This is a genomic window from Thiobacillus thioparus DSM 505 (assembly GCF_000373385.1).
GTDB classification, from domain to species: domain Bacteria; phylum Pseudomonadota; class Gammaproteobacteria; order Burkholderiales; family Thiobacillaceae; genus Thiobacillus; species Thiobacillus thioparus.
Window position 1 is genome coordinate 222583 of sequence record NZ_KB891317.1, and the last position, 22696, is coordinate 245278.

Annotated in this window: 22 protein-coding genes; 4 read left to right on the plus strand and 18 right to left on the minus strand. The window is 61.2% G+C overall.

Annotated elements, in window-relative coordinates; all coding sequences use genetic code 11:
* Nucleotides 1-111: 111 nt before the first annotated feature.
* The 3 genes from B058_RS17505 to B058_RS0106790 are packed head-to-tail and all read left to right on the plus strand — an operon-like array spanning nucleotide 112 to nucleotide 1604.
* Nucleotides 112-636 carry an ArsR/SmtB family transcription factor gene (locus B058_RS17505; protein ID WP_281166667.1) on the plus strand — a complete coding sequence of 175 codons (525 nt, stop codon included), beginning with the start codon at nucleotides 112-114 and terminating at the stop codon, nucleotides 634-636.
* Entirely contained in the window at nucleotides 596-1102 is a 507-nt protein-coding gene (locus B058_RS0106785; RefSeq protein ID WP_026240711.1) for an SRPBCC family protein, read from the plus strand. The genes B058_RS17505 and B058_RS0106785 overlap by 41 nt, the downstream gene beginning before the upstream one ends.
* Nucleotides 1103-1145: 43 nt before the next feature.
* A complete protein-coding gene (locus B058_RS0106790) occupies nucleotides 1146-1604 on the plus strand; it encodes an SRPBCC domain-containing protein (RefSeq protein ID WP_018507725.1) in 459 nt (152 codons plus the stop codon).
* A gap of 130 nt (nucleotides 1605-1734) precedes the next feature.
* Here the strand turns inward: B058_RS0106790 and kdpE are convergent, their stop codons facing one another.
* From kdpE to kdpF, 9 genes are all read right to left on the minus strand, one after another.
* Nucleotides 1735-2439 carry a two-component system response regulator KdpE gene (gene kdpE, locus B058_RS0106795; protein ID WP_018507726.1) on the minus strand — a complete coding sequence of 235 codons (705 nt, stop codon included), beginning with the start codon at nucleotides 2437-2439 and terminating at the stop codon, nucleotides 1735-1737.
* Between the two features lie 6 nt (nucleotides 2440-2445).
* Nucleotides 2446-5160 carry a two-component system sensor histidine kinase KdpD gene (gene kdpD / locus B058_RS0106800; RefSeq protein ID WP_018507727.1) on the minus strand — a complete coding sequence of 905 codons (2715 nt, stop codon included), beginning with the start codon at nucleotides 5158-5160 and terminating at the stop codon, nucleotides 2446-2448.
* 205 nt (nucleotides 5161-5365) lie between these two features.
* Entirely contained in the window at nucleotides 5366-5710 is a 345-nt protein-coding gene (locus B058_RS0106805) for a hypothetical protein (protein WP_018507728.1), read from the minus strand.
* A gap of 78 nt (nucleotides 5711-5788) precedes the next feature.
* Nucleotides 5789-6337, minus strand: coding sequence for a PTS sugar transporter subunit IIA (locus B058_RS0106810; protein ID WP_018507729.1), 549 nt, complete (start codon nucleotides 6335-6337; stop codon nucleotides 5789-5791).
* 114 nt (nucleotides 6338-6451) lie between these two features.
* Entirely contained in the window at nucleotides 6452-7258 is an 807-nt protein-coding gene (locus B058_RS0106815; protein ID WP_018507730.1) for a TorF family putative porin, read from the minus strand.
* A 129-nt stretch (nucleotides 7259-7387) separates the two neighbouring features.
* Nucleotides 7388-7966, minus strand: coding sequence for a potassium-transporting ATPase subunit KdpC (gene kdpC / locus B058_RS0106825; RefSeq protein ID WP_018507732.1), 579 nt, complete (start codon nucleotides 7964-7966; stop codon nucleotides 7388-7390).
* 14 nt (nucleotides 7967-7980) lie between these two features.
* Nucleotides 7981-10059 carry a potassium-transporting ATPase subunit KdpB gene (kdpB, locus tag B058_RS0106830; protein ID WP_018507733.1) on the minus strand — a complete coding sequence of 693 codons (2079 nt, stop codon included), beginning with the start codon at nucleotides 10057-10059 and terminating at the stop codon, nucleotides 7981-7983.
* 19 nt (nucleotides 10060-10078) lie between these two features.
* Complete coding sequence (kdpA, locus tag B058_RS0106835; RefSeq protein WP_018507734.1) at nucleotides 10079-11866, minus strand: potassium-transporting ATPase subunit KdpA; 1788 nt, start codon at nucleotides 11864-11866, stop codon at nucleotides 10079-10081.
* Complete coding sequence (kdpF, locus tag B058_RS0106840; protein ID WP_018507735.1) at nucleotides 11863-11955, minus strand: K(+)-transporting ATPase subunit F; 93 nt, start codon at nucleotides 11953-11955, stop codon at nucleotides 11863-11865. Before kdpF ends, kdpA begins: the two co-directional genes overlap by 4 nt.
* 654 nt (nucleotides 11956-12609) lie before the next feature.
* Here kdpF and B058_RS0106850 point away from each other — a divergent pair.
* Nucleotides 12610-13032 carry a helix-turn-helix transcriptional regulator gene (locus tag B058_RS0106850; protein WP_245539273.1) on the plus strand — a complete coding sequence of 141 codons (423 nt, stop codon included), beginning with the start codon at nucleotides 12610-12612 and terminating at the stop codon, nucleotides 13030-13032.
* 419 nt (nucleotides 13033-13451) lie between these two features.
* On the opposite strand, the gene B058_RS0106860 is transcribed toward B058_RS0106850, so the two are convergent.
* The 9 genes from B058_RS0106860 to B058_RS0106905 form a co-directional block, all read right to left on the minus strand.
* Nucleotides 13452-13928 carry a YHS domain-containing protein gene (locus B058_RS0106860; protein ID WP_018507739.1) on the minus strand — a complete coding sequence of 159 codons (477 nt, stop codon included), beginning with the start codon at nucleotides 13926-13928 and terminating at the stop codon, nucleotides 13452-13454.
* Between the two features lie 13 nt (nucleotides 13929-13941).
* Nucleotides 13942-16017 (minus strand): copper-translocating P-type ATPase, encoded by a 2076-nt coding sequence (locus B058_RS0106865; RefSeq protein WP_040723624.1) that lies wholly within the window; start codon nucleotides 16015-16017, stop codon nucleotides 13942-13944.
* A 479-nt stretch (nucleotides 16018-16496) separates the two neighbouring features.
* Complete coding sequence (locus tag B058_RS0106875) at nucleotides 16497-16958, minus strand: hypothetical protein (protein WP_018507743.1); 462 nt, start codon at nucleotides 16956-16958, stop codon at nucleotides 16497-16499.
* Between the two features lie 66 nt (nucleotides 16959-17024).
* Nucleotides 17025-17201 (minus strand): SHOCT domain-containing protein, encoded by a 177-nt coding sequence (locus B058_RS0106880; protein ID WP_018507744.1) that lies wholly within the window; start codon nucleotides 17199-17201, stop codon nucleotides 17025-17027.
* 71 nt (nucleotides 17202-17272) lie between these two features.
* Nucleotides 17273-17767: a hypothetical protein gene (locus tag B058_RS0106885; protein ID WP_018507745.1), complete on the minus strand. Its 495-nt coding sequence runs from the start codon at nucleotides 17765-17767 to the stop codon at nucleotides 17273-17275.
* 31 nt (nucleotides 17768-17798) lie between these two features.
* Entirely contained in the window at nucleotides 17799-18137 is a 339-nt protein-coding gene (locus B058_RS0106890) for a copper-binding protein (RefSeq protein ID WP_018507746.1), read from the minus strand.
* Between the two features lie 11 nt (nucleotides 18138-18148).
* Nucleotides 18149-18589: a DUF411 domain-containing protein gene (locus B058_RS0106895; protein WP_026240715.1), complete on the minus strand. Its 441-nt coding sequence runs from the start codon at nucleotides 18587-18589 to the stop codon at nucleotides 18149-18151.
* Nucleotides 18590-19075: 486 nt separating this feature from the next.
* Entirely contained in the window at nucleotides 19076-19513 is a 438-nt protein-coding gene (locus B058_RS0106900) for a hypothetical protein (protein WP_018507748.1), read from the minus strand.
* A 76-nt stretch (nucleotides 19514-19589) separates the two neighbouring features.
* A complete protein-coding gene (locus B058_RS0106905; RefSeq protein WP_018507749.1) occupies nucleotides 19590-22694 on the minus strand; it encodes an efflux RND transporter permease subunit in 3105 nt (1034 codons plus the stop codon).
* Between the last annotated feature and the right edge of the window lie 2 nt (nucleotides 22695-22696).

Below are 22696 nucleotides of genomic sequence, written 5' to 3' on the forward strand. Positions count from 1 at the left end.
CGGCCGCTGGCCGCGGCCTTTGACGAATGACTTCCTTCGTCCTATAGTTAACCAAAAGGTTAATTAACCTTGCGAGAAAGTACGATGAGCCCTGCAACCGACACCTTGAGCATGACCTTTGCGGCCCTGTCAGACCCCACCCGGCGGGCAATGCTGGCGCGTCTGGTGCAGGGCGAGGCCTCGGTGAACGAGCTTGCCGCGCCCTTCAAGATGAGCCTGCCCGCCGTCTCGAAACACATCAAGGTGCTGGAAAAAGCAGGTTTGTTGATCAAGACCCGCCATGCGCAACAACGCCCCTGCAAGATCGATGGCGAGCAACTCAAGCAGGCGGTTGACTGGATCGAGCAGTACAGGCAACTGTGGGAAGGACGCCTGGACCGTCTGGATGCCTATCTGCAGGAACTGCACGCCAGTGGATCCGCGGCCAGGCCGGCACAGGAAACGGCTTCCAACCCCGATGCAGGCAAGCCCATCGATACGCCGGGCAAGGCCAAAAGAAGTGCCGGCAAGCGATCCCAATCTGCCTCAAGCCCTAAACAACCCGAGCACGCCCTACGATCCGCAGGCAACCAGCCCACAACCAAGGAGAAAACAGATGACAACGAACTTCAACAGCAAATTGGATTTGACTTTTGAGCGCATCGTCGATGTGCCGCCCCAGCTGGTTTGGCGCGCCTGGACCGAACCCGAGTTGATCAAGCAATGGTTCTGCCCCTTGCCATGGAAGACGATCGATGCCGAAGTCGATGTGCGCCCCGGCGGCATTTTTCGCACCACCATGCAGTCGCCCGAGGGCAAGGCGTTTCCCAATACCGGCTGCTACTTGGAGACGGTCAAAAACGAAAAACTCGTCTGGACCAATGCCTTGTTGCCCGGCTTCCGGCCCGCATTGATGAACGCCCCCTGCGGCGATGAATCCGCCGAATTCATGTTCACCGCCAAGGTTGAAATGGCCCCACATGGCGAAAACGGCACCCGCTACCGCGCCACCGTCATTCATGCAGACGAGGCAGGGTGCCGGACGCACGCCGCCATGGGCTTTGAAGCAGGCTGGGGCGTGGCGCTCGACCAACTGGTCGCCATGGTCAAGCGAGGCATTTGATCATGCGGCCCCGCACGATCCGGATCTTTTAAGGAAATAAACGATGAAACCGAGCGAAAACGAACGCGAGCTGGTCCTTCAGCGCGAAGTACCATTTGCCCGGGAACGGGTCTGGAAAGCCATGACCGTGCCCGAACACCAGAACCGCTGGTGGGGTCCGGACGGCTTCAGGAACGAAAACGTGACCATGGATTTCCGGGTCGGCGGCGCGTGGACATTCGAGATGGTCGGACCCGAGGGCACCCGCTACCCCAACCACGCCGTATTCAAGGAAATCACCCCGCCGTCCAGGCTGGTCTTCGACCACGGCGATGGCCAGCGGATATGGTTCGAGACCTGTATCACCCTGCAGGAAACCGGCAGCGGTACCCTGATCACGCTGCGCCAGCTTTTCCCCAGCAGGGAATCCCGCGACGAAGTGGTTGAGAAATACGGTGCCATCGAGGGGGGCAAGCAGCACCTGGCGAAGCTTGAGGTTTATCTCGGGGCGAACAGGGTTTGAAACGTTGCAGCCAATTATGGCTGGGTGCAACCGAGAGTGGCGGATCAGGATAGTCGCCGCTACAGTCCACTTTCCGGCTGCGGGTCGCTCGGTCTGCGCGAGCATGGCGAGTAGTGGAAATACATTCCAATTATGTGTCGGCCACGAGGCGATAGCCCACGCCGGATTCGGTGCGGATGTGGCGAGGCAGAGTCGGGTTCGCCTCCAGCTTGCGACGCAGCCCTGTCATGTAGACGCGCAGGTAGTGGGTATCCTCGGCATGACTGGGGCCCCAGACTTCCCGCAGCAGCTGCCGGTGAGTGAGCACCCGGCCGACATTGGCGATGAGCAGGGCGAGCAGCCGGTATTCGATAGGCGTGAGATGGACCTCCGAGTCGCCACGGTGGACCTGGCGGCGGGCCAGGTCCACCGTGACCTCGCCGAATGTGACCAGTGGCCCTTCGCCGCCGGCCAGGCGGGCGCGCCGCAACAGCGCGCGCACCCGTGCCAGCAGTTCCGCCACGCCAAAGGGCTTGGTCAGGTAGTCGTCTGCCCCGGCATCGAGGGCGGCCACCTTGTCGGTCTCGTCGACGCGGGCGGACAGAATCAGGATGGGAACGGCAGACCAGCTGCGCAGGTCGCGTACCACGTCGACGCCGTCCCGGTCCGGCAGGCCCAGGTCGAGAATGACCAGGTCGGGCTTGCGCGTGCCGGCCTCAACCAGTCCTCGTTCCCCTTCGCCGGCTTCCACCACGTGGCAGCCCTCGGCTTCCAGCGCGGTGCGCACGAAGCGGCGGATCTGGGGCTCGTCTTCGATGACGACCACGGTGGGCGAAGCGGCATGCAGGTCTTCCATTCAGGTTCAGATCTCCGGGACGACGACGGGCGGCTCGCCGGCGGGCAGGGTGATGATGAACCGGGCGCCGCCTTCGGGACGATTTTCCCCTCTGACCGTTCCTTTGTGTGCCTGGACGATGGCACGCACGATGGCAAGGCCGAGGCCGACCCCCGCCACGGAGGATTCGTCCTGGCCACGGGTGAATTTCTCGAACAGGCTTTCCTCTCGACCGGGCGGCAGCCCCGGTCCGTTGTCGGCGACGGTGATCGTGACGCGGTCACCCTCGTTGCGGGCAGCGATCTCGATACGGCTGCCTGCCGGCGTGTATTTCGCGGCGTTCTCCAATAGGTTGCAGAACACCCGTTCCATGAGCACGCTGTCGAGTTCCAGCAAGGGCAAGTCCGCCGGCAGGTTGACAACCACTTCATGCCGCGCCAGGGGAATGGCCAGGATTTGCATCGAGGCGCCCACCACTTCCTCCAGGGGCTGCCATTCCCGCCTCAGCTGGACGTGGCCCTCCTGCAGGCGCGCCATATCCAGCAGGTTGCTCACCAGGGTGCTGGTCCGCAGGGACTCGGTGCGAATGGCCTGGGCGATCTCGGCCTGGGCTTCCGGCAAGGGCGGGCCGGCCAGCGGCAGGGAGTCGGCCAAGCCCGCCAGCACGGTTAGCGGCGTGCGCAGGTCATGGGACAGGGCGGACAACAGGCCGTTGCGCAGCCGTTCGGACTCCATCCGCACCAGGGCGTCCTGCGCCACTTCCACGAAATGCACCCGCTCCAGAGCCAGGGCGATCTGGGCGGCGAAGGTCTCCAGCAGACGGGCCTGCTCGGGCTGGAACAGGAGCCGTTTCTGGCTGGGCAGCAGGGCCAGCACCCCCCGCGTGCGCATCGGCGCCTTCAGCGGCAAGTAGTACATGGGCGCGCCCGGCAGGCTCTGGGTACCCATCCCTGCGGGCTGCTGGTGATCGTAGACCCACTGGGCGATCGCCGGATCCAGCGGCAACTCCTGGTGTCCGGGCAAGGGCGCGGGCGCATGCAGTTTTTCCTGGAGGTCAGGCAGCAGGATGCAGACCTGCGACTGGAACAAGCCTTCCAGATGGTGGTGGGAGATGTCCACGATGTCTGCCGGCAGAAGCGCCCCCGCCAACTCCCGGCCCAGTTCGTTGAGCGCTCGGGTACGACGCTCGCGGTACATGGCGACGCGGGTCTGATAGCGCAGGCTCGCCGCCACCCTGCTGATCGTCAGGCCTACTCCCAGCATGATGGAGAATGTCAGCAGGTGACGGGTGTCCGCCACACTGAAGGAAAGCTTCGGGGGCACGAAGAAAAAATCAAAAGCCAGTACGCAGAGGAAGGAGGCCAGGATGGCAGGCCCCTGTCCGTAACGGACCGCCACCGCGACCACGCCCAGCAGGTAGAGCATGATGATGTTGGCCAGATCGAGCCATGGACTGACCACCTGGGCAAGCACGGTGGCGAGGGCGCAGGCTACTCCGGCCCAGACATAGCCCGGCCACCGGGCCATGGGCACGGACTCCGGGTCGAGAATGAAAGGCGTGGAGACCGCCTCCGCGGGAGACCGGGCCTCTGCCTCATGTGCGACGACATAGACGTCGACATCCTCGGCCAGGGCGGAGAGGCGGTCCGACAGGGGGGCGCGGAGCATCCGCGACAAGCCGGTACGCAAACTCTTGCCTACCACCAGTTTCGATACGTTGCGGCTGACGGCATAGGCCAGCAGGGTCTGGGTGTCCTCCTGCCCGGCGAGGGTGGCCGTCTCCGCACCCAGTTCGCGGGCCAGGGCCAGTGTCCTCAGAATCTTGTCGCGGTTGGCCTCGGACAGGCGCTGCAGCGCGGGGGTCTCGACGTAGACGGCGATCCAGTCGGCGTGCAGGTCCGCCGCCAGCCGGGCGGCAGCGCGCACCAGCCGGTCGCCGCCGGCGCCCGGGCCGATGCAGGCCAGCAGGCGTTCCTTGGCCTGCCACACCGTTTCGATGGCCTGGTCGGTGCGGTATTCCCGCATCTGCGCATCCACCCGGTCGGCGGTGCGGCGCAAGGCCAGTTCGCGCAGGGCGATCAGATTGCCCTTGCGGAAGAAATTGCGGATCGCCCGCTCGGCCTGCTGGGGAAGGTAGACCTTGCCTTCCTTCATGCGCTGCATCAGTTCGTCCGGGGTCAGGTCGACCAGGGCCACTTCGGCTGCCTGCTCGAACACGCGATCCGGCAGGGTCTCGCGCACCTGGATGCCGGTGATGTTGCCGACGATGTCGTTGAGGCTTTCCAGATGCTGCACGTTCACCGTGGTCCAGACGTCGATGCCGGCTGCCAGCAGTTCCTCGACATCCTGCCAGCGCTTGGGATGGCGCGAGCCGGGCACGTTGGAATGCGCCAGTTCGTCCACCAGGAGCAGGGTGGGCTTGCGCGCGAGCGCCGCATCGAGGTCGAACTCGCGCAGCTCCCTTCCCTGGTAGGCCACGACCTTGGGGGGCAACAGTTCGAGCCCGTCCAGTAACTGTGCGGTCTCGGAACGTCCATGCGTTTCCACCAGGCCCACCACCACCTCGCGCCCCTGGCTTTGCAGGGCCCGTGCCGCGCTCAGCATGGCGTAGGTCTTGCCCACGCCGGGACAGGCGCCAAAAAAGACCTTCAGCTTCCCCCTCTGTTCGCGTTCGGTATCGGCCTCGATGCGGGCAAGCAGGGTATCGGGGTCGGGGCGGTTGTCTTGATCGTTGGCAGGCATGAGCTCAGTGTACTTTCAGCGTCCGTCCTGCACACGCAATGGGCAGGATTCAAACAGTTGCCTGCGCATGCGACGGCGGCGCTCAGACTCACACTCGGGGGAACACGTGAACTGGCGCCCCCAAGCCACCGAGTGACGGGCAGGGTTCACCGCATGTGTCTTCCCGCAGACTGGGCAAATGTGGATCATCAACTTCCCCGCGCGGTCAAATGGCATGTTCGGCATAGCGGGCAAGATCCGATGCCGCGCTATGGGTTTGTGCGGAAACCAGGAACACCTCCCGGCCATGCGATGCGCCGACTGCCAGGGCAAGGCCGAGGGCGGCGGCGCCCGCGGTAGCCACGGCAAGCCTCAATGGCGCCTGCCAATCGGTCAGGTAACAAAGCAAGGCCGCGGTACCGAGGGCGCTGGCCGGGAAGCTGCCGTGTGCGACCTCGCGGCCATCGGCGCGCGCCGCGACCCGGATGTCTTCCCCGACCAGGGCGATGCCGATGCATATCTTGTCGTTACACGCGGGGGGTGGCTCTTCTTTCTGCTGAGTGATACTCATGTCAATTCCTGTCGTTACGATGCGTTTCATCCTAGCGGCAGCCGCGTCAAGATGTCGTAAAGATTGGCCGCCGGACCGTTAAGCGCGGCTAAAGAAAGGGGCCACGGGCTGGCTCCAGGAAGCGAACAGCTGCTTGACCTCCGAGGCGTGACCGCACTGGTGCAGGCGTGCGCGAAAACGGCAGTCGGAGAACAACTGCGTGGCATCGGCCAGAATTCTGAGGTGTTCCTCGTCGGCCTGATTCGGCGCCAGCAGGACCAGGATATCCATGACCGGGTTGCCGTCCGGGGCATCGAAGGGGATGGGCGACTTCAGGCGCATATAGGCAACCTGCATCCGTTCCAACTCCTTGACGCGGGCATGGGGGATGGCGACACCTTTTCCAAGGCCAGTGGAACCGGCCTGCTCGCGGCGCGATAGACTCCGGGCTACCCATTCCTGGGGGAGCGCATGCTCGCGCTCCATGTGCCGACCGATGACATCGAAAAGCTCAAGCTTGTTCGAGACCGCGACGTCGAGGCAGATATTTTCCGGGGAGAGATAACTGGCGAGCGTGTTCAATCCGGAGGGCTTTTTCGCGCCGATAAACAAACCAGACTTGATCACGGCCAAGGGATTCAGATTCACGTTCGTCTCCAGATTTACGCTGCCTTGGACAGGGTATGCCAATCAACCACGTGGAATCGATTGCAGGTGGGGGAATAGGAGGGGGCGCCTGCACCGTTCCAATGAGTCAGCAAGTTAGAACGTCTTGGAAATCCATGCAGTGGCCGTGGCTTTGCCCAGATACTCGCCGGTATTGCTCGTCCCGGTGTTCGTCCAGAAAGCTTTCTCGGCATTGGTGTCGCTGTACGCGACGCCAAGGGTCATGCCGGACGTCTGCTTGGCCAGCTTGCCGAGGTCATACGTTGCACTGATCTTCCAGTCCTTGTAATCCGGCGATACGCCGTAGGCGGCAATAAACTGATCGTCGTTCTTGAAGTTGAAGGTGCCCCAATGCGCACCCAGGGTCATGCCGGTGTCTGCAACAGGCAGGCTGCCGGAAATATCCAGATAGTAGGTGCCATTGGTATTCGGGCCGACGCCAAACACCGAGTCACTCACATAGTGGGAATACTTGGCAGTAAACCATTTCCAGCCTACCGAGCCATAAATCTCCGAGGTCCAGGCACCCACAACGCTGTCTTTTTTGCTGCCCGGGTACATGTAGCGGATCGCCCCCACGTCATAACTGATCGGTCCGATGGTATTGCGGTAGCCGCCGTAGAGATCGAGTTCCATGCTGCCGCCGGTGTAACCCTGGAATTCCGTCAGCCAGCTTACATTGGAGCCCCAGGTGCCAAGGTAGACACCGCTGGCGTGCGTATAGTCAAAGCCGCCCTGAATGGCAGGCTTGCCGCCGGTCTGGGAAATGCCGCGGAAGACATAGTTGCTGGTGAGGCCGATATTGGCCGTCAGCGTATGCGGGCTGTCCTCGGCGAGCGCTGGCAGGGACGCCATTGAGGCCATGAGGACGAGGGGGGAGAAGATAGGGTGGGGCAGTTTCATTAACTTGATTTCCTTTCTTGTTTCTCGGGGTGTTTGTTAGTCAAGCAGGTCACAACAACCCATGCAAAGAGCAAGGGGATGACGAGTGCGGCGATAGCCATCAGGAAGTTCTGGAGTTCCATGGCGGTCTTAGGGTTTGGCCAGACGGTCCAGCGCCAGGTTCAGCGCCAGCACGTTGACCCGGGGTTCGCCCAGCAGGCCGAGTTGGCGCCCCTCGGTATGGGCGTCGATGAGCGTGTTCACCGCGGCCACGTTCAGGCCGCGGATGCGGGCGACGCGAGGGACCTGCCAGCGCGCGGCGGCGGGGCTGATCTGAGGATCGAGGCCGCTGCCCGAGGCAGTGACGAGGTCTTCCGGGATCGGCGCGGTCTGGCTCGGGTCGGAGGACTTCAACGCATCGATCCGGGCCTTGACCGCCTCTTTCAGCGCCGGGTTGAGCGGGCCCTGATTGGAGCCGCTGGAGGCGCTGGCGTTGTAGGGCATCGGGCCGGTGGCCGAGGGGCGGCCCCAGAAGTATTTCGGGTCGGTAAAGTTCTGGCCGATCAGCCGCGAACCGACCGGCTTGCCGTTCACGACGATCAGGCTGCCCTCTGCGGCGTCGGGGAACAGCACTTTCGCGATTCCGGTCACCGCCACAGGGTAGACAATGCCGGTAACGGCCGACAACAGGACGAACAGGGTGAGGGCGGGACGAAACAGGGTCTTCATGATTTTTTCCTTTCTCAGGCGAGCCCGGCAACGGCGATGAGCATGTCGATCAGCTTGATGCCGATGAAGGGCGCGATCAGCCCGCCCAGACCATAGACCGCCAGATTGCGACGCAGCAGCGCGGCGGCGCCCCGGGGTTGGTATTTCACGCCTTTCAGCGCCAGCGGGATCAGGAACATGATGATCAGCGCATTGAAAATCACCGCCGACAGGATGGCGGAAGCCGGGCTGGCCAGTCCCATGACGTTGAGCGCCGCGAGCTGCGGGTAGGTGGTGACGAAAGCTGCGGGGATGATGGCGAAATACTTGGCGACGTCGTTGGCGATGGAGAAGGTGGTGAGCGAACCGCGCGTCATTAACATTTGTTTGCCGGTTTCCACCACCTCGATCAGCTTGGTCGGGTTGGAATCGAGGTCGACCATGTTGCCGGCCTCCTTGGCCGCTTGCGTGCCGGTGTTCATGGCCACCGCTACGTCGGCCTGCGCGAGTGCAGGCGCGTCGTTGGTGCCGTCGCCGGTCATGGCCACCAGCCGGCCTTCGGCCTGGTATTCGCGGATGAGCTTCAACTTGGCCTCCGGCGTGGCCTCGGCCAGGAAGTCGTCCACCCCCGCCTCGGCGGCGATGGAGGCGGCGGTCAGGCGGTTGTCCCCGGTGATCATCACCGTCTTGATGCCCATGCGGCGCAGTTCGGCGAAACGCTCCTTGATGCCGCCCTTGACGACGTCCTTCAGTTCCACCACGCCTAGCACGCGGGCACCACCGCCGGCGGATTCGGCCACCACCAGCGGGGTGGAGCCGCGTTTGGCGACCTGCTCGACGATCATTTCCACTTCGGGCGGGAAGTGACCGCCGCGTTCCGCGACATAGGCGCGTACCGCTTCGGCTGCTCCCTTGCGGATCTCGCGGCCGTCGAGGTCGACGCCGCTCATGCGGGTCTGGGCGGTGAAATGCACGAAATGGGCACCCAGTTCACGCACGTCACGGCCGCGCAGGTTGAACTTGTCCTTGGCCAGAACCACGATGCTGCGACCTTCCGGCGTCTCGTCGGCGAGCGAGGAAAGTTGGGCTGCGTCGGCCAGCGCCGCTTCCTTCACGCCGGCGGCGTGCAGGAAATTGGTCGCCTGGCGATTGCCCAGCGTAATCGTGCCGGTCTTGTCCAGCAGCAACACATCGACATCGCCCGCCGCTTCGACCGCACGGCCGGAGGTGGCGATGACATTGGCCTGCATCATGCGGCTCATGCCGGCGACCCCGATGGCCGACAGTAGACCGGCAATCGTGGTCGGGATCAGGCAGACCAGCAAAGCGATGAGCACCGTGATGGAGATGGGTGTCCCGGCCTTCGCGACACTGACGCCGAACATCGAGTAGGGCAGCAAGGTGACGGTGACGCCCAGGAAAACGATGGTCAGCGCCACCAGCAGGATGGTCAGTGCGATCTCGTTGGGCGTCTTCTGGCGTTTGGCGTTTTCCACCATGGCGATCATGCGGTCGACGAAGGTCTCGCCCGGATTGACCGTCACGCGCACGACCAGCCAGTCGGACAGTACGCGGGTGCCGCCGGTGACGGCGGAGAAGTCGCCGCCCGCTTCGCGGATGACAGGCGCCGATTCGCCGGTGATCGCCGATTCATCCACCGAGGCCACGCCTACGATGACCTCGCCGTCGGCCGGAATGGTCTCACTGGAATGGACGATGAAGACATCGCCCTTGCGCAGGTCCGTTGCCGGCACCGTGACCCACGTATCGGTGGCGTTCGCTCCCTTGATCTTTTTGGCCAGGGTCTCTTTCTTCAGCCCGCGCAACGAGGCCGCCTGGGCCTTGCTGCGGCCCTCGGCCAGCGCTTCGGCGAAGTTGGCGAACAGCACCGTGAACCACAACCAGAGCGCAATGGCGAGGATGAATCCGGCCGGGGCTTCGCCCTGTCCGGCCAGGGCCTGAGCCCAGAGCGCGGTGGTCAGGATGCTGCCGACGTAAACCACGAACATCACCGGGTTGCGCCACTGTACGGCGGGGTTCAGCTTCCTGAATGAATCGACGATCGCCGGCTTCAACAACGCCGGGTCGAACATGGCAAGTTTCTTGTGCGACATTTCAGTTATCTCCTTCGGCTCAGTGAGCGAGCCCAAGCATCAGATGCTCGACCACCGGCCCGAGCGCAAGCGCGGGGACGTAATTCAGCGCGCCGACCAGAACCACCGTGCCGATCAACAGCACGACGAAGAGCGGGCCATGGGTGGGCATGGTGCCGGCGCTGGCGGTAATGCGCTTCTTTGCGGCGAGGGCGCCGGCCAGGGCCAGCACCGGCACGATCACGCCAAAGCGGCCGAACCACATGGCGATGCCGAGCAGGGTGTTGTAGAAGGGCGTGTTGGCCGACAGCCCGGCAAACGCACTGCCGTTGTTGTTGGCGGCCGAGGTGAAGGCGTAGAGAATTTCCGAGAAACCGTGCGCGCCGGGGTTGGCGATGCCGGCGACACCGGCCGGGACCATGACGGCGATGGCCGTACCGGCCAGCACCAGCAGCGGCGTCACCAGGATGGCGATGGACACCATCTTCATCTCGTAGGCCTCGATCTTCTTGCCCAGGTATTCCGGCGTGCGGCCGATCATCAGGCCGGCGATGAACACCGCCATGACGGCGAACACCAGCATGCCGTACAGCCCCGTTCCGACACCGCCGAACACCACTTCGCCGAGCATCATGTTCCACAGGGTAACGAAGCCGCCCAGCGGCATGAAGGAGTCGTGCATGGAATTGACCGCGCCGCAGGAGGCCAGCGTGGTGATGGTGGCGAAGAGGCCCGAGTCGGCTATGCCGAAGCGTGTCTCCTTGCCTTCCATGTTGCCGACCGATGTGTCGGTGCCCAGGCTGGCCAGCAGCGGGTTGCCCTGATGTTCGAAGCTCATCGCCGCAACCGCCATGACCACGAACAGTAGCGTCATCGCGGCCAGCACCGCCCAGCCCTGACGCATGTCGCCCACCATGCGGCCGAAGGTCAGGGTCAACGCCGCCGGGATCAGGAAGATCGACAGCATCTGGATGAAGTTCGCGAGCGGGGTTGGATTTTCAAAGGGATGCGCCGAATTGGCGTTGAAGAAGCCGCCGCCGTTGGTGCCGAGCGTCTTGATCGCTTCCTGCGAGGCGACCGGGCCCATCGGCAAGGACTGGGTCCGGAGCGAGACGGACTCGGTGACGGCGTTGCCCTTGTCGTCCTTGGCCGGCTGGCCGGCGGCATCGAGTTTGGGCGCGTCGTACCGGGTGGCCTCCACGGTCGTCACGTTCTTGTAGGCATCGAAGTTCTGGATGACACCCTGGCCGACCAGGAACACGGCGTAGACCAGCGAGATCGGCAGCAGCACATAGAGCGTGATGCGGGTGAGATCGACCCAGGCGTTGCCGATGGTTTTGGCGGTGTGGCGGGCGAAGCCGCGGATCAGCGCAATGACGACGACGATGCCGGTGGCGGCGGAAAGGAAGTTCTGCACCGCCAGGCCGAGCATCTGGGTCAGGTAGCTCATCGTCGATTCGCCACCGTAGCCCTGCCAGTTGGTGTTGGTGACAAAGCTGATCGCGGTGTTGAACGACGAATCCGGACTGACGTTGGCCATCGCCTGGGGATTCAGCGGCAACCACAGCTGCAGCCGTTGCAGCGCGTAGACGGCCAGGAAGCCGAGCAGGTTGAACAGCAGGATGGCAAAGGCGTATTTCAGCCAGCCCATTTCCTCGTCCTTCTTCACGCCGCCGAGGCGATACAGCACGGACTCGATAGGGCCGCCGAGGCGCATCGCAAAGCCGCGGCCTTCCATCACATTGGCGATATAGATACCCAGTGGCTTGGCCACCAGCAGCAGGATTACCAGATACGCTCCAAGCAGGAGCCAGGCATGGGTAGTCATGAAAAGTCCTCAGGTTTGAGCAGGGCGGCGATCAGGTAGACAAGCAACCCAATCGCGACGATGGCGCTGACGATGAGTAACCCGCTCATTGGGTGCCTCCCAACTTTGCGCAGCCGACGGCGACGCCCACCACCAGGGCGAAGAACAGGGCAATGCCTGCGAGGTAGAACAGGTCCATGACATCTCCTTGCAACGTGAACGGCGATGCAATGGACTATAGAGACCTGCCAATAAAGATGCGGCTAAGACTGATGAGGAAAGTGTTAAGAAAACGTAAAGTTGCTGAGATAATTGCGCCGAAGCCGGAAATGGTTTCGGACGGCGTGATTGACCGATAAGAACAGTTGTCCGATTTTCACTAAAATATCGGCGTCTTATCCGACACGGAAGAAAAATGGGTTGCTCAGCCTTCCAGGTGCGCTTCTGCTGGAGTTCTGATTGGCCGTTTCCAGCTACTCAACGGACTCTCGACGAGTAGCCCATGACCGCCTACTTTAGGGTCGATTGCCGTCCCCTGCCGTTGTCGAAAGTAGACATTTAGCCCGAACTTCGTACCGGAGTCGGCAAGCTGCTCCACACCGGCCGCTCATTGTCTCCAGTGTTAACAATGGCAGCAAAGACCGAGGCGTTGGCGACCAATTTGGCGATGGCTGTCGATCAGCGCAGTTGGACGAAGCCGATCCCTGTACCATTTACCTTTACCCGTACGTTATGAGGCCCCTCAATTGTCGAACATCGCATCCGTGCTCAAGGAAGAAATCGCCCGACTCGTCCGCAGGCAGTTACGCGGCGAAACCGAAAACCTCAAGAAGGCATCGAGCCGTTATCGCGCCGATATCGCCGCTTTGAAGCGGCGCATCGAGGCCTTGGAAAAGCAGATATCCCGCCTCGAGAAAATGGTGCCGAAGAAGGTCGCGCCTATCGCCGACAAGGAATCCGAAACGAAACTGAGGTTCAAACCGCAAGGTGTGCGTGCGCAGCGGACGCGGCTCGGACTGTCCGCGCCGGAGATGGGGGCGCTGGTGGGCGTCTCCGCCCAAACCATCTACAACTGGGAAACCGGTACGTCGCGCCCAAGGGCCGAGCAGCTCGCCGTCATCGCGGCTGTCCGGAAGATGGGCAAACGCGAGGTCAAGGCACGGCTTGACCAGTTGCGAGCGGAGTGATGGACCCGTACACGCCGCACCCGCAGCCCTTCCGCCGTACGAGAACCACTACACCCTGGGAATCCTGAAGGGTAACTTCGGCGACTGGACCAGCGAGGAAGTCGTCAAGTACGAGAATGATGTTGCGGGAGAGGTTCGGGCACCTTGGCCGGCCCACGCTGAACACAGAGGTTGCGACGGTTGACAATCCAGGCCTGGCAGGCAGGTCGTCGGCCTTGCCGGTCACCCTCACATGGCTGCTGACAGATCTCGAAAGTCTGCTTTAAGGACCGGCTCCAAATTGGCGTTACCGGCCATCGGACCTTGAGGTTGATGTCACGGATATCTGCTCCTCGTGCCTGAGCGGATCCACAACTGTCCTCTGGCTGAGCGCCCCCTATGGCTGCCTTCGCAGCAACCTCAGGAGCGTTTTAACCATGCTAATGGTGAGGATTCACTTCCAGGTTTTCCACCTCGCATTCCTCCATGTAATGCACGAAGCCGCGACGCAATCGCTCCGCCCAGCCTTCGCCTAGCTTTACGCCCACCTCTCCCATCTTCGCTTCGAGTTGATCAGCCGTTGCCTGGAGCAGGTCGTAGGTGATGGTCACTATGTTGTCGTCCTGAATCACGATTGCCTTCACACCCATCATGGCACCCAATGCCTCGCCCAAGACCACGGCGTCATGTGCGGCGAGCGGCGTGTCGAGTTGAAAGCGTCTGCGCTTGAACAACACCACGCCCTTCTGTTTGGGCGCTTTCTCGCCGGGCACCCCGATGTAGAGGTGGGGATTGGCGACGAAGCGCTGTCGGCATTGCTCCGAGCAGAAGGCATAGTGAATCCCCTCGTATATCGTTTCGAGTTGCGCTGGGACGACATCCATCCCGCAGACCGGATCCTTGACAGGGGTACTCATCGATTGTCCTTGGCTACTTTCCTGGGGGGCTCGACTCGGCAGTTACCCCGCTTCTTCCCAATAGCCGGGCGTTGATAGCCACAATCACCGTACTCAACGACATCAGCACGGCGCCCATGGCAGGCGTGAGCAACAGTCCCCACGATGCAGCGACGCCGGCGGCAAGCGGAATGGCGAAGGCGTTGTAGCCGGTGGCCCAGAGCAGGTTTTGCACCATCTTGCGGTAGGTGGCGCGGGCCAGGCCCAGGATGGCGGCTACATCGCGGGGGTCGTTTCGCACCAGCACGACGTCGGCCGACTCGATGGCAACATCGGTGCCGGCGCCGATGGCGACGCCAAGGTCGGACTGGGTGAGCGCCGGTGCGTCGTTGACGCCGTCGCCCACCATGGCCACGGTCAGCCCGCGCGATTGCACTTCCTTGACTTTCTCCGCCTTCTGCTCCGGCAGCACCTCGGCGAAATAGTCGTCCAGGCCCAACTCCTGTGCGACGGTCTTGGCAACCGCCTGTGAGTCACCTGTGAGCATCATGCACTGAATGCCCATGCCTTTCAGAGAAGCCACCGCCGCTCGCGACTCGGGGCGCACCACGTCGGCCAAGCCAAAGGCCGCGGCGACCGCGCCGTCCACCAGCAGAAACACCAGGGTCTTGCCCTGTCCGGCCAGTTTTTCCAGGCGCGGGTCGTTTGCCGACAGACCCTCGGCGTGCAGATAACCGGGGCTGACCACCTTGATGTCATGCCCTTCCACCTTTGCCTCGGCACCGCGGCCGGTGAGGTTACGAAATTCGGATGCGGCAGGGAGAACGATGCCGCGCGCTTCGGCGGCATGCAGGATGCCCTTGGCGATGGGATGTTCGGACTGACTTTCCAGGGCCGCCGCCAAGCGCAGGCAGGCGGATTCATCCAGGTCGCCGAGCGGGATGCTGTCGGAAACTCCGAAGCGCCCTTCGGTGAGCGTTCCGGTCTTGTCGAACACGACCGCCTGCAGATTTCTAGCGCGCTCGAAGGCGGCCCGGTCGCGGATCAGCAGGCCGTGGCTCGCCGACAGGCTGGTGCTCACCGCCACAACCAGAGGCACTGCCAGTCCCAGTGCGTGCGGGCAGGCGATCACCATCACCGTCACCGCCCGTTCGATAGCGAACTCCAGATCGCGCCCCAGCCCGAGCCAGACAATGAATGTCAGCGAGCCCCCGCTCAAGGCAATGGCGGTCAGCCATACTGCCGCCCGGTTGGCCAGATCCTGGCTGCGGGAGCGGGATTCCTGGGCGCGCCGCACCATATCCATCACTTGAGCCAGATAGGTCTCATCCCCAGTCTTGCGTATCTCCAGAGTGACGGCACCCTCGCCGTTAACCGAGCCGCCGATCACCTCCGCACCTTCGCCTTTTTCCACCGGTTTGGACTCGCCAGTGAGCATCGATTCATCCAGGATGGTCTGGCCGGAAATAATCACCCCATCCGTAGGTACCCGTTCGCCCGGTTTGACCAGCACCCGGTCGCCGGTTTGTAAATCGTTCACTGGCACGTCCTCGGTCGCGCCATCTGGAGACAGACGATGCGCCTCGGCAGGCAGCAGCCGCACCAGGGCCTCCAGCGCGCCGGAGGCGCCCATTACCGATTTCATCTCGATCCAGTGGCCCAGCAGCATGATGTCGATCAGGGTGGCCAGTTCCCAGTAGAACCCCATGCCGGACAAGCCGAAGGTGACCGCACTGGAGTAGAAGTACGCCGCACTGATGGCCACCGCGATCAGCGTCATCATGCCGGGCTGGTGCTTCCGGAGTTCTTCTCCGAACCCCTTCAGGAACGGCCAGCCGCCATAGAAGAACACAATGCTGGAAAAAGCGAACAGGACATAAGCATCACCGCGAAAAGCTAGTGGTGCCGCGAGCCCGAGCATGTCCCACAAACCGGGAGACAGGGCTAGGATGGGCAAGGTGAGGATCAGGGAAATCCAGAAGCGCTTGCGGAAATCGGCGACCATGTGAGCATGGTGGCCATGAGTGCCGTGCTCTGCGTCGCCGCCGTGGGGATGGCCAGCGTGTCCGGTTCCACTGCCCTCATGGAGGTGAGACGAATTGGCATTCATGGCCTGCACTCCTTATGGCAACGCACGACGCCTGAGGCCATCAAGGGTATGCGCCTGCCGTAGCGTTGCCCCTTCAGGCTATCCGGTGAAGAACGGCTAATGACTTAACTGGCCCAAGAGCTCCCGTCGTAGCTCATGCGGCGTCGGTTGTCCCCGGAAAACGCCTTCATCGTTCACGAGGAGGTTCGGGGAATGCCGAATGGCGTGCGCCATGACCACGTCCGGCTCGTCCTCGACAAACAACATCTCGAATGGGATGGTCCCTATCCCTGAGTTCTTGTTGCAAGCTCAAATCGTGACTGCAACTCCTGGTCGCAATAATCTTGACGTTCATGAAAACCGTCTTGCCTTATACAAAATACGATCTGACCGTCTCCATTAACAGCAGACTCGATCGTTACCCAGAGATTCGATGAGACGCATAGCATGTCCCAACCTATTCCCTCCATACGCCGGTTGCCTCTATGTCATGACTACTGTCATTTCACGCTGTGGCCTTCGCCGCGAACCTTGCGCTGCACCTGAAGGGCAGTGAGGCCGTCATGTCGCCCTTGTTCGTTGTAAAGCACGTCGATGACCACCCCTTTGTCGTCGAACTCCAGGGTATAGATGCGCACACCGTAACCCGGCCCGGTTTCGTAGACGGTATGCTTTTTCGTTGTGGGATGCTGGTAAGTTTTGGCTTGCTTGTCCCCCACCTCGTATACCCAGCCTTCCTTGCCGTTGGGCAGGATTAAGGTATGGACGGCTTTACCATGGTGACTGAAGGCGGCTTGTTTGGTGATGACGCCGAGGGGGTAGGTGCGCAACACCACCTCTGGCGCCACTTCATCAGTGAAGCTCGGGGGCATGGGCAACGGAGCCGCATACCCAGCAAGTGTGGTGGTCGCCGCGGCAATGGCAATAGTCATCGTCCACAGCACGTTCGAAACAGACTTCATGATCGTCCTCCTTTGTTTGGCCGGCAGCATTCGCGACGATCATTGGATCACCGGATAGTCACGGCTTTACTCTGTCAGATCGGCGCGCCGTTTCAGGAACGCATCCCGATCGATTTCACCGCGCGCATAACGTGCTTCCAGAATGTCCAGAGACGTGCGCTCAGGTTTTCCATCCCGGCCGCTGATGACGTTGCGGATGACCAGGGCGATCAGCAGGACAGGAATGAGCCAAATCAGGATCATCCCCCACTCCATGCCGTAATGTTCAAAGCCAAGCATGTGCTAGCACTCTTGTCCGGCGCTCAGGATCTCGCTCATTTGGCCGGTTTCTCGGGGCTGCCCGGGGGCATGCCCATGTTCATCTGCATCATGTCCATGCGCTTTTCCATCATGTCCATGCGCTTGGTCATCATGTCGTCCTGCCCTGCCATGCCGCCTTGCATGCCCTGGCCCATCATTCCCCCTTTGCCCCCCATCATGCCCATGCCGCCGCCCATCATCCCGTCTTTCATCATCGGACAGTCCATCATGCCGCCCATCATGCTTTTCCCTGCCATCATGTTTTCCTGCATGGTCTGCATATGCTCCTGCAGCAGCCTCTGGCGCTGAGCCGGGTCTTTGGACTTGGCCATCTGTTCCAGCTGGCTTTGCATGCGTTTGGTATTGGCCTGCATCTTCTGGATCGTCTGCTCGGCAGCGGGTGCTACCGCGCCGGCTTTCTGATCGGGATGGTGCGCGTCATCCGCGAGAACGGGTTGCATAGCCAAAGCGGAAAGCGTCAGCGTGGCAAATAGTGTGTGGCGTTTCATGGTTAACTCCTTTGCGTGGGGAAAATGAGCATTACGGTTGGACAACTTCGAGCGTGGTCACGGTGAGGACGCCATTGACTTTCTCGGCCAGAAATCTGATGCGGTTGTCCGGCTTAACCCGATCGAGCCAACTTGCATCCTGGACGCGGAATACCATAGTCATAGCAGGCATACCGAGATTTTCCAGGGGGCCGTGCTTGATGGTTAGCCTGCCCTGATCCTTGTCGATTTTCTTCACCTGGCCTTCGGATAACGTCGTGGTCATGGTCGCATGGCTCATTGCATTGCCATGACTGATATGACCCACGTCGGCCCAGGCTGGCAGGGCTAGGAACAGGGTGACGAGAAGGGTTGAGAGGCTGCGTTTCATGGAGGTCTCTTTCAATAGCGGGCGTAGGTTTGGGGAATGCCATCGTTGTTCACGAGCAGGACATCGTAATGATCCTTGCGGCTGCCCTGTTCCATGCCGGGCGAGCCCATTGGCATGGCAGGAACGACCAAGCCGCGCGCCTTGGGTTTCTCTCTTAACAGGCGCTTGATTTCCCTGGCCGGCACATGTCCTTCCACCAGATAGCCGTTAACCTCGGCGGTATGGCAGGATCCGTAGCCGGGCGGTACGCCAAGGCGATACTTCTGCTGCACCACGTTGTCTGTGTCGTGGCCTCTGACGGTGAATCCATTCGCCTTGAGATGATCAATCCACTTATTGCAGCACCCGCAAGTCGGGCTCTTGTAGACATCAATCACCGGACTTGCTGGAGCAGCCCAGGACGCCTGGGAAAGACTGCCGATGAGAAGAAGGCTGACAACAATATTCTTCATCCAATGTCCTTGTTCAGGAGTGAGGTCAGTATGGAATGGGGCTTGCCACATTAACCTGACGCAGAGATTACATTTGTGTCATCTTCGGCCCAGATAAGTCGTTGGCGCGCCGTGGGGAGTCTTGGCCTTTGGAAGGCTCTTGAGATCATTGCCATCGGCCTTTCCACTCCAAGGCTCCTGTCGTTACTTGAAACAGAGGTATCGAGCCTTTTTCGACCGATAAAAAGGGACATTCATGTTTGAAACAGTGCTGAGCCTGGAGAGCTTTTTGGCTGCGTGTACTCCCCGCCGAACCTGCCGCCCCATGCTTGCGCTCCCAAGGATTGGGGGATACTCCAGTCACGGCAGTGTTCGTTCGAACACAAGCCCGGCGATAACGACTGTCTGACAGCGCGGAAAACCAGTTGCAGCCTGGTTGATCCGGGCACTTTGAAGCATCGGTCGTGTTAAGGCCAGCCCCTCCGGATTGGCTCGATGTTCAGATCACTACATCTGGCCGGACATAGAGGATGTAGAAGTTGGTGGCGTCCGCTGCATAGGCGTGAAACGACCCTGTAGCGCGGTCTGACCAGATAACGCGACGGAAACCACGACCTTCATGTCGGGCGCAAGCTCGAATTTACTTGAGCCTTTCATTTGATTGTCGCCAGCGGGCACGAGCTTCACACTGGCCTTGCTCTTGCTGGAAAGTATGGTTGCGGTGCCCGTTGCGCCCTGGGTGTCAATTTTTTTGCCAGCGTGGTCCGTAATATAGACGCTCACTTCGTTGGTTTTTACCACCAGTTCATAGTGGTACTGCTGCACCATGCGTAACTGACCGCCATGAGGCGCGGTTTGGGTGTCGAGATATTCGTCGCTATGGGCAAACGCGCCTTGCGCGAAGAACATAGTCAAGGCGAGGACGGATGGTTTCAGGTATTTCATTTTGTGGCTCCACAGATAAGGTTTGAAAAGGGACTGCTATTTTTGGTTCTTCACATTCCGTTCATTTTTTGCTGGATCAGAAGTTTTCCTTACTGCCTTGTGCCAGCAGCTTCATCATCGGTTTTTCGCCCCACAGGTAAAACATCACCGGCGTAAGCAGGGTATCCAGCAGCGTGGAACTCACCAGACCGCCAAAAATCACCACCGCAACCGGATGCAGGATTTCCTTGCCCGGATCGCCTCCGGATAGCATCAGCGGAATCAGGGCGAAGGCCGCCACCAGTGCGGTCATCAGCACGGGTGTCAGACGTTCCAGGCTGCCGCGAATGATCATTTGCTTGTCGAATGTTTCGCCCTCGTGCGCCACCAAGTTGATGTAGTGGCTGATTTTCAGGATGCCATTGCGTGTGCTGATGCCGGCCAGGGTGATAAATCCGATCAGGCTTGCCACCGACAATGTGCCGCCGGATAGCCACAGCGCAATGACGCTGCCCACCAGAGCCAACGGAATATTGCCCATGATCATCAGCGACAGCACGGTGGATTTGTAACGGCTGTAGAGAACCAGGAAGATCATGGCCAATGACACCAGAGACAGCCCGGTAATCAGTTGGCTGGCTTCTTCCTGTGCCTGAAATTGGCCTTCCAGCTTGGTGAAATAGCCTTCTGGCAACGGAAATTTGGCGAGCTCGGCGCGGATGTCGCGGATGATCTGCGCCATGTCGGTGCCGTCGCTGTTGCCCATCAGCACCATGCGGCGGCGGCTGTTTTCGCGCAGGATCTGGTTGGGACCGTCGCTGTCCTGGATTTCGGCGATGAGGCGCAATGGGATGCGTCCACTCGGCGTTTCCACCAAGAGATTGCTCAAGCCTTGCGCGCTACGGTCGGTATCTGCAAGGCGAATCACCACGTCGAAGCGGCGGTTGCCTTCGATCACCTGTGCTGCGGTGGCGCCGTTGGAAAGCGTCTCCAGTGCAGTGTTGATTGCTGCCGGGGTGACGCCATATTGCCTGGCCTTGGCGTAATCGACACGGATTTGCAGTTGCGGAATGCGCACTTGTTTTTCCAGTTGCAAATCAACCAGGCCAGGGACCTTGGCAAGTCGGGTTTGCAGATCCGCTGCCAGGCCGCGCAGCGTGTCCACGTCGTCGCCGAAAATTTTCAGCACGATCTGCGCGCGTACCCCGGACAGCATGTGGTCGAGCCGGTGCGAAATGGGCTGACCGGTATTAACCGAGGCGGGAAGCGGTGCGAGGTGGTCGCGGATGTCCTGCAGAACGGCCTCGCGGGAGCGGCCGGATTTTTTCAGATCTGCGTCGATCTCGCTGTAGTGCACGCCTTCCGCATGCTCGTCCAGCTCGGCGCGACCGGTACGCCGCCCCACCTGGGTCACCTCCGGCACTTGCAAAATCAGTTGTTCCGCCAGGGTGCCGATGCGGTTGGATTCCGACAGGGAGGTGCCCGGATTCATCACGGCCGTGATGGTGAGCGTGCCTTCGTTGAACGCGGGCAGGAAGGAGCGGGCGAAGAACGGCACGGCTGCGGCGGCGAGCGCCACCGCGAGCAGGCCTGCGCCCAGCACCAACTTGCTGTGGTCAAACGACCATTGCAACAGGCCAGCGTCCCATTGCTTGAGATTTTTGACGACCGGACTGTCGTCGTGCTCCAGCCGCTTCATTTTCGGCAGCAGGTAGTAGCACAGCACCGGCGTCAGCGTGACCGACACCAGCATGCTGGCGAGGATGGACACGATGTAGGCGACACCCAAAGGCGCGAACAGCTTGCCCTCGATGCCGGACAGCACGAACAGCGGCACGAACACCAGTACGATGATGAGCGTGGCATAGACGATGGCGGAACGCACTTCCAGCGTGGCTGCGGCGATGACTTCCAGTACGGGTATTTTGTCTCCCTGCGCACGGTTCTGCCTCAAGCGCCGGAATACGTTCTCTACCCCCACCACCGCATCGTCCACCAGTTCGCCGATGGCAATGGCCAGGCCCCCCAGCGTCATGGTGTTGATCGACTGCCCGAAATATTTGAACACCAACACCGTGATTAGGATAGAGACGGGAATCGCCGTGAGCGAAATGAAGGTGGTGCGGAAATTGAGCAGAAACAGGAACAGCACCATCGCCACCATGATGGCGCCGTCACACAAGGCCTCTTCCACGTTGCTCACCGAGCTTTCGATGAAATTCGCCTGCTTGAACAAGATGTCTTTAGCCGCGATCCCGGCTGGCATGTTCTTGTTCAGCTCCGCGAGCGCCGCCTCGATTTCGCGCGTAAGCTTGATCGTGTCCGCTCCAGGCTGTTTCTGTAACGACAGGATCACCGCGGGCTTGCCCATGAAGCTCGCGTCGCCGCGCTTCAGGCGGGCGGCGAAGCCCACCTTGGCGACTTGCTTGAGCAGAACAGGGGTCCCTTCACGGTAGTCGATCACCAGGTCCTGTAAATTTTCCAGTTTGGTGGTGCGCCCGATATTGCGGATCAAATATTCCTGTGCCTGCGACTCCAGGAAACCGCCGCTGGTGTTGGTAGCGAAATTCGCCAGTGCCTTTTCAATTTGTTCCAGGGTGATGCCGAGGCGGCCGAGGCTGACCGGATCGGGCGTCACCCGGTATTGCTTCACTTCGCCGCCGATGGGAATCACTTGCGACACGCCCGCGATCGTGAGTAGCCGCGGACGCACCACCCAGTCCGCCAGTTCGCGCACCTGCATCGGACTCGCATGGGCAGGGTCGGCGGTCATCGCAATCAACATGATCTCGCCCATGATGGAACTGATCGGCCCCATCTGTGGCGTGATACCGGCGGGAATCTGCTCACGTACCAGGCTTAGACGCTCGGCGATCTGCTGGCGGTTGCGGTAAATATCCGTGCCCCAGTCGAACTCCACGTACACGATGGACAACCCGATGCCGGAAACCGAGCGCACCCGCGTCACGCCCGGCAGTCCGTTCATCGCCGTCTCGATGGGAAAGCTGATGAGCTGCTCCACTTCCTCCGGCGCCATGCCGGCGGCCTCGGTCATCAGCGTCACGGTGGGCTTATTGAGATCGGGGAACACGTCCACCGGCAGCTGTTTCAGGCTGAGCGTGCCGTATACCAGCAGCAGGAGCGACGCAGCGATGACGAACAGGCGTTGGCTCAGGCTGGATTGAATGATTGCTTTAAACATGT

Coding starts and splice junctions, on each gene's coding strand:
- B058_RS17505 (WP_281166667.1), top strand. CDS start 112: ATGACCTTTGCGGCCCTGTCAGACCCCACCCGGCGGGCAATGCTGGCG.
- B058_RS0106785 (WP_026240711.1), top strand. CDS start 596: ATGACAACGAACTTCAACAGCAAATTGGATTTGACTTTTGAGCGCATC.
- B058_RS0106790 (WP_018507725.1), top strand. CDS start 1,146: ATGAAACCGAGCGAAAACGAACGCGAGCTGGTCCTTCAGCGCGAAGTA.
- kdpE (WP_018507726.1), bottom strand. CDS start 2,439: ATGGAAGACCTGCATGCCGCTTCGCCCACCGTGGTCGTCATCGAAGAC.
- kdpD (WP_018507727.1), bottom strand. CDS start 5,160: ATGCCTGCCAACGATCAAGACAACCGCCCCGACCCCGATACCCTGCTT.
- B058_RS0106805 (WP_018507728.1), bottom strand. CDS start 5,710: ATGAGTATCACTCAGCAGAAAGAAGAGCCACCCCCCGCGTGTAACGAC.
- B058_RS0106815 (WP_018507730.1), bottom strand. CDS start 7,258: ATGAAACTGCCCCACCCTATCTTCTCCCCCCTCGTCCTCATGGCCTCA.
- kdpC (WP_018507732.1), bottom strand. CDS start 7,966: ATGAAGACCCTGTTTCGTCCCGCCCTCACCCTGTTCGTCCTGTTGTCG.
- kdpB (WP_018507733.1), bottom strand. CDS start 10,059: ATGTCGCACAAGAAACTTGCCATGTTCGACCCGGCGTTGTTGAAGCCG.
- kdpA (WP_018507734.1), bottom strand. CDS start 11,866: ATGACTACCCATGCCTGGCTCCTGCTTGGAGCGTATCTGGTAATCCTG.
- kdpF (WP_018507735.1), bottom strand. CDS start 11,955: ATGAGCGGGTTACTCATCGTCAGCGCCATCGTCGCGATTGGGTTGCTT.
- B058_RS0106860 (WP_018507739.1), bottom strand. CDS start 13,928: ATGAGTACCCCTGTCAAGGATCCGGTCTGCGGGATGGATGTCGTCCCA.
- B058_RS0106865 (WP_040723624.1), bottom strand. CDS start 16,017: ATGAATGCCAATTCGTCTCACCTCCATGAGGGCAGTGGAACCGGACAC.
- B058_RS0106875 (WP_018507743.1), bottom strand. CDS start 16,958: ATGAAGTCTGTTTCGAACGTGCTGTGGACGATGACTATTGCCATTGCC.
- B058_RS0106880 (WP_018507744.1), bottom strand. CDS start 17,201: ATGATCCTGATTTGGCTCATTCCTGTCCTGCTGATCGCCCTGGTCATC.
- B058_RS0106885 (WP_018507745.1), bottom strand. CDS start 17,767: ATGAAACGCCACACACTATTTGCCACGCTGACGCTTTCCGCTTTGGCT.
- B058_RS0106890 (WP_018507746.1), bottom strand. CDS start 18,137: ATGAAACGCAGCCTCTCAACCCTTCTCGTCACCCTGTTCCTAGCCCTG.
- B058_RS0106895 (WP_026240715.1), bottom strand. CDS start 18,589: ATGAAGAATATTGTTGTCAGCCTTCTTCTCATCGGCAGTCTTTCCCAG.
- B058_RS0106900 (WP_018507748.1), bottom strand. CDS start 19,513: ATGAAATACCTGAAACCATCCGTCCTCGCCTTGACTATGTTCTTCGCG.
- B058_RS0106905 (WP_018507749.1), bottom strand. CDS start 22,694: ATGTTTAAAGCAATCATTCAATCCAGCCTGAGCCAACGCCTGTTCGTC.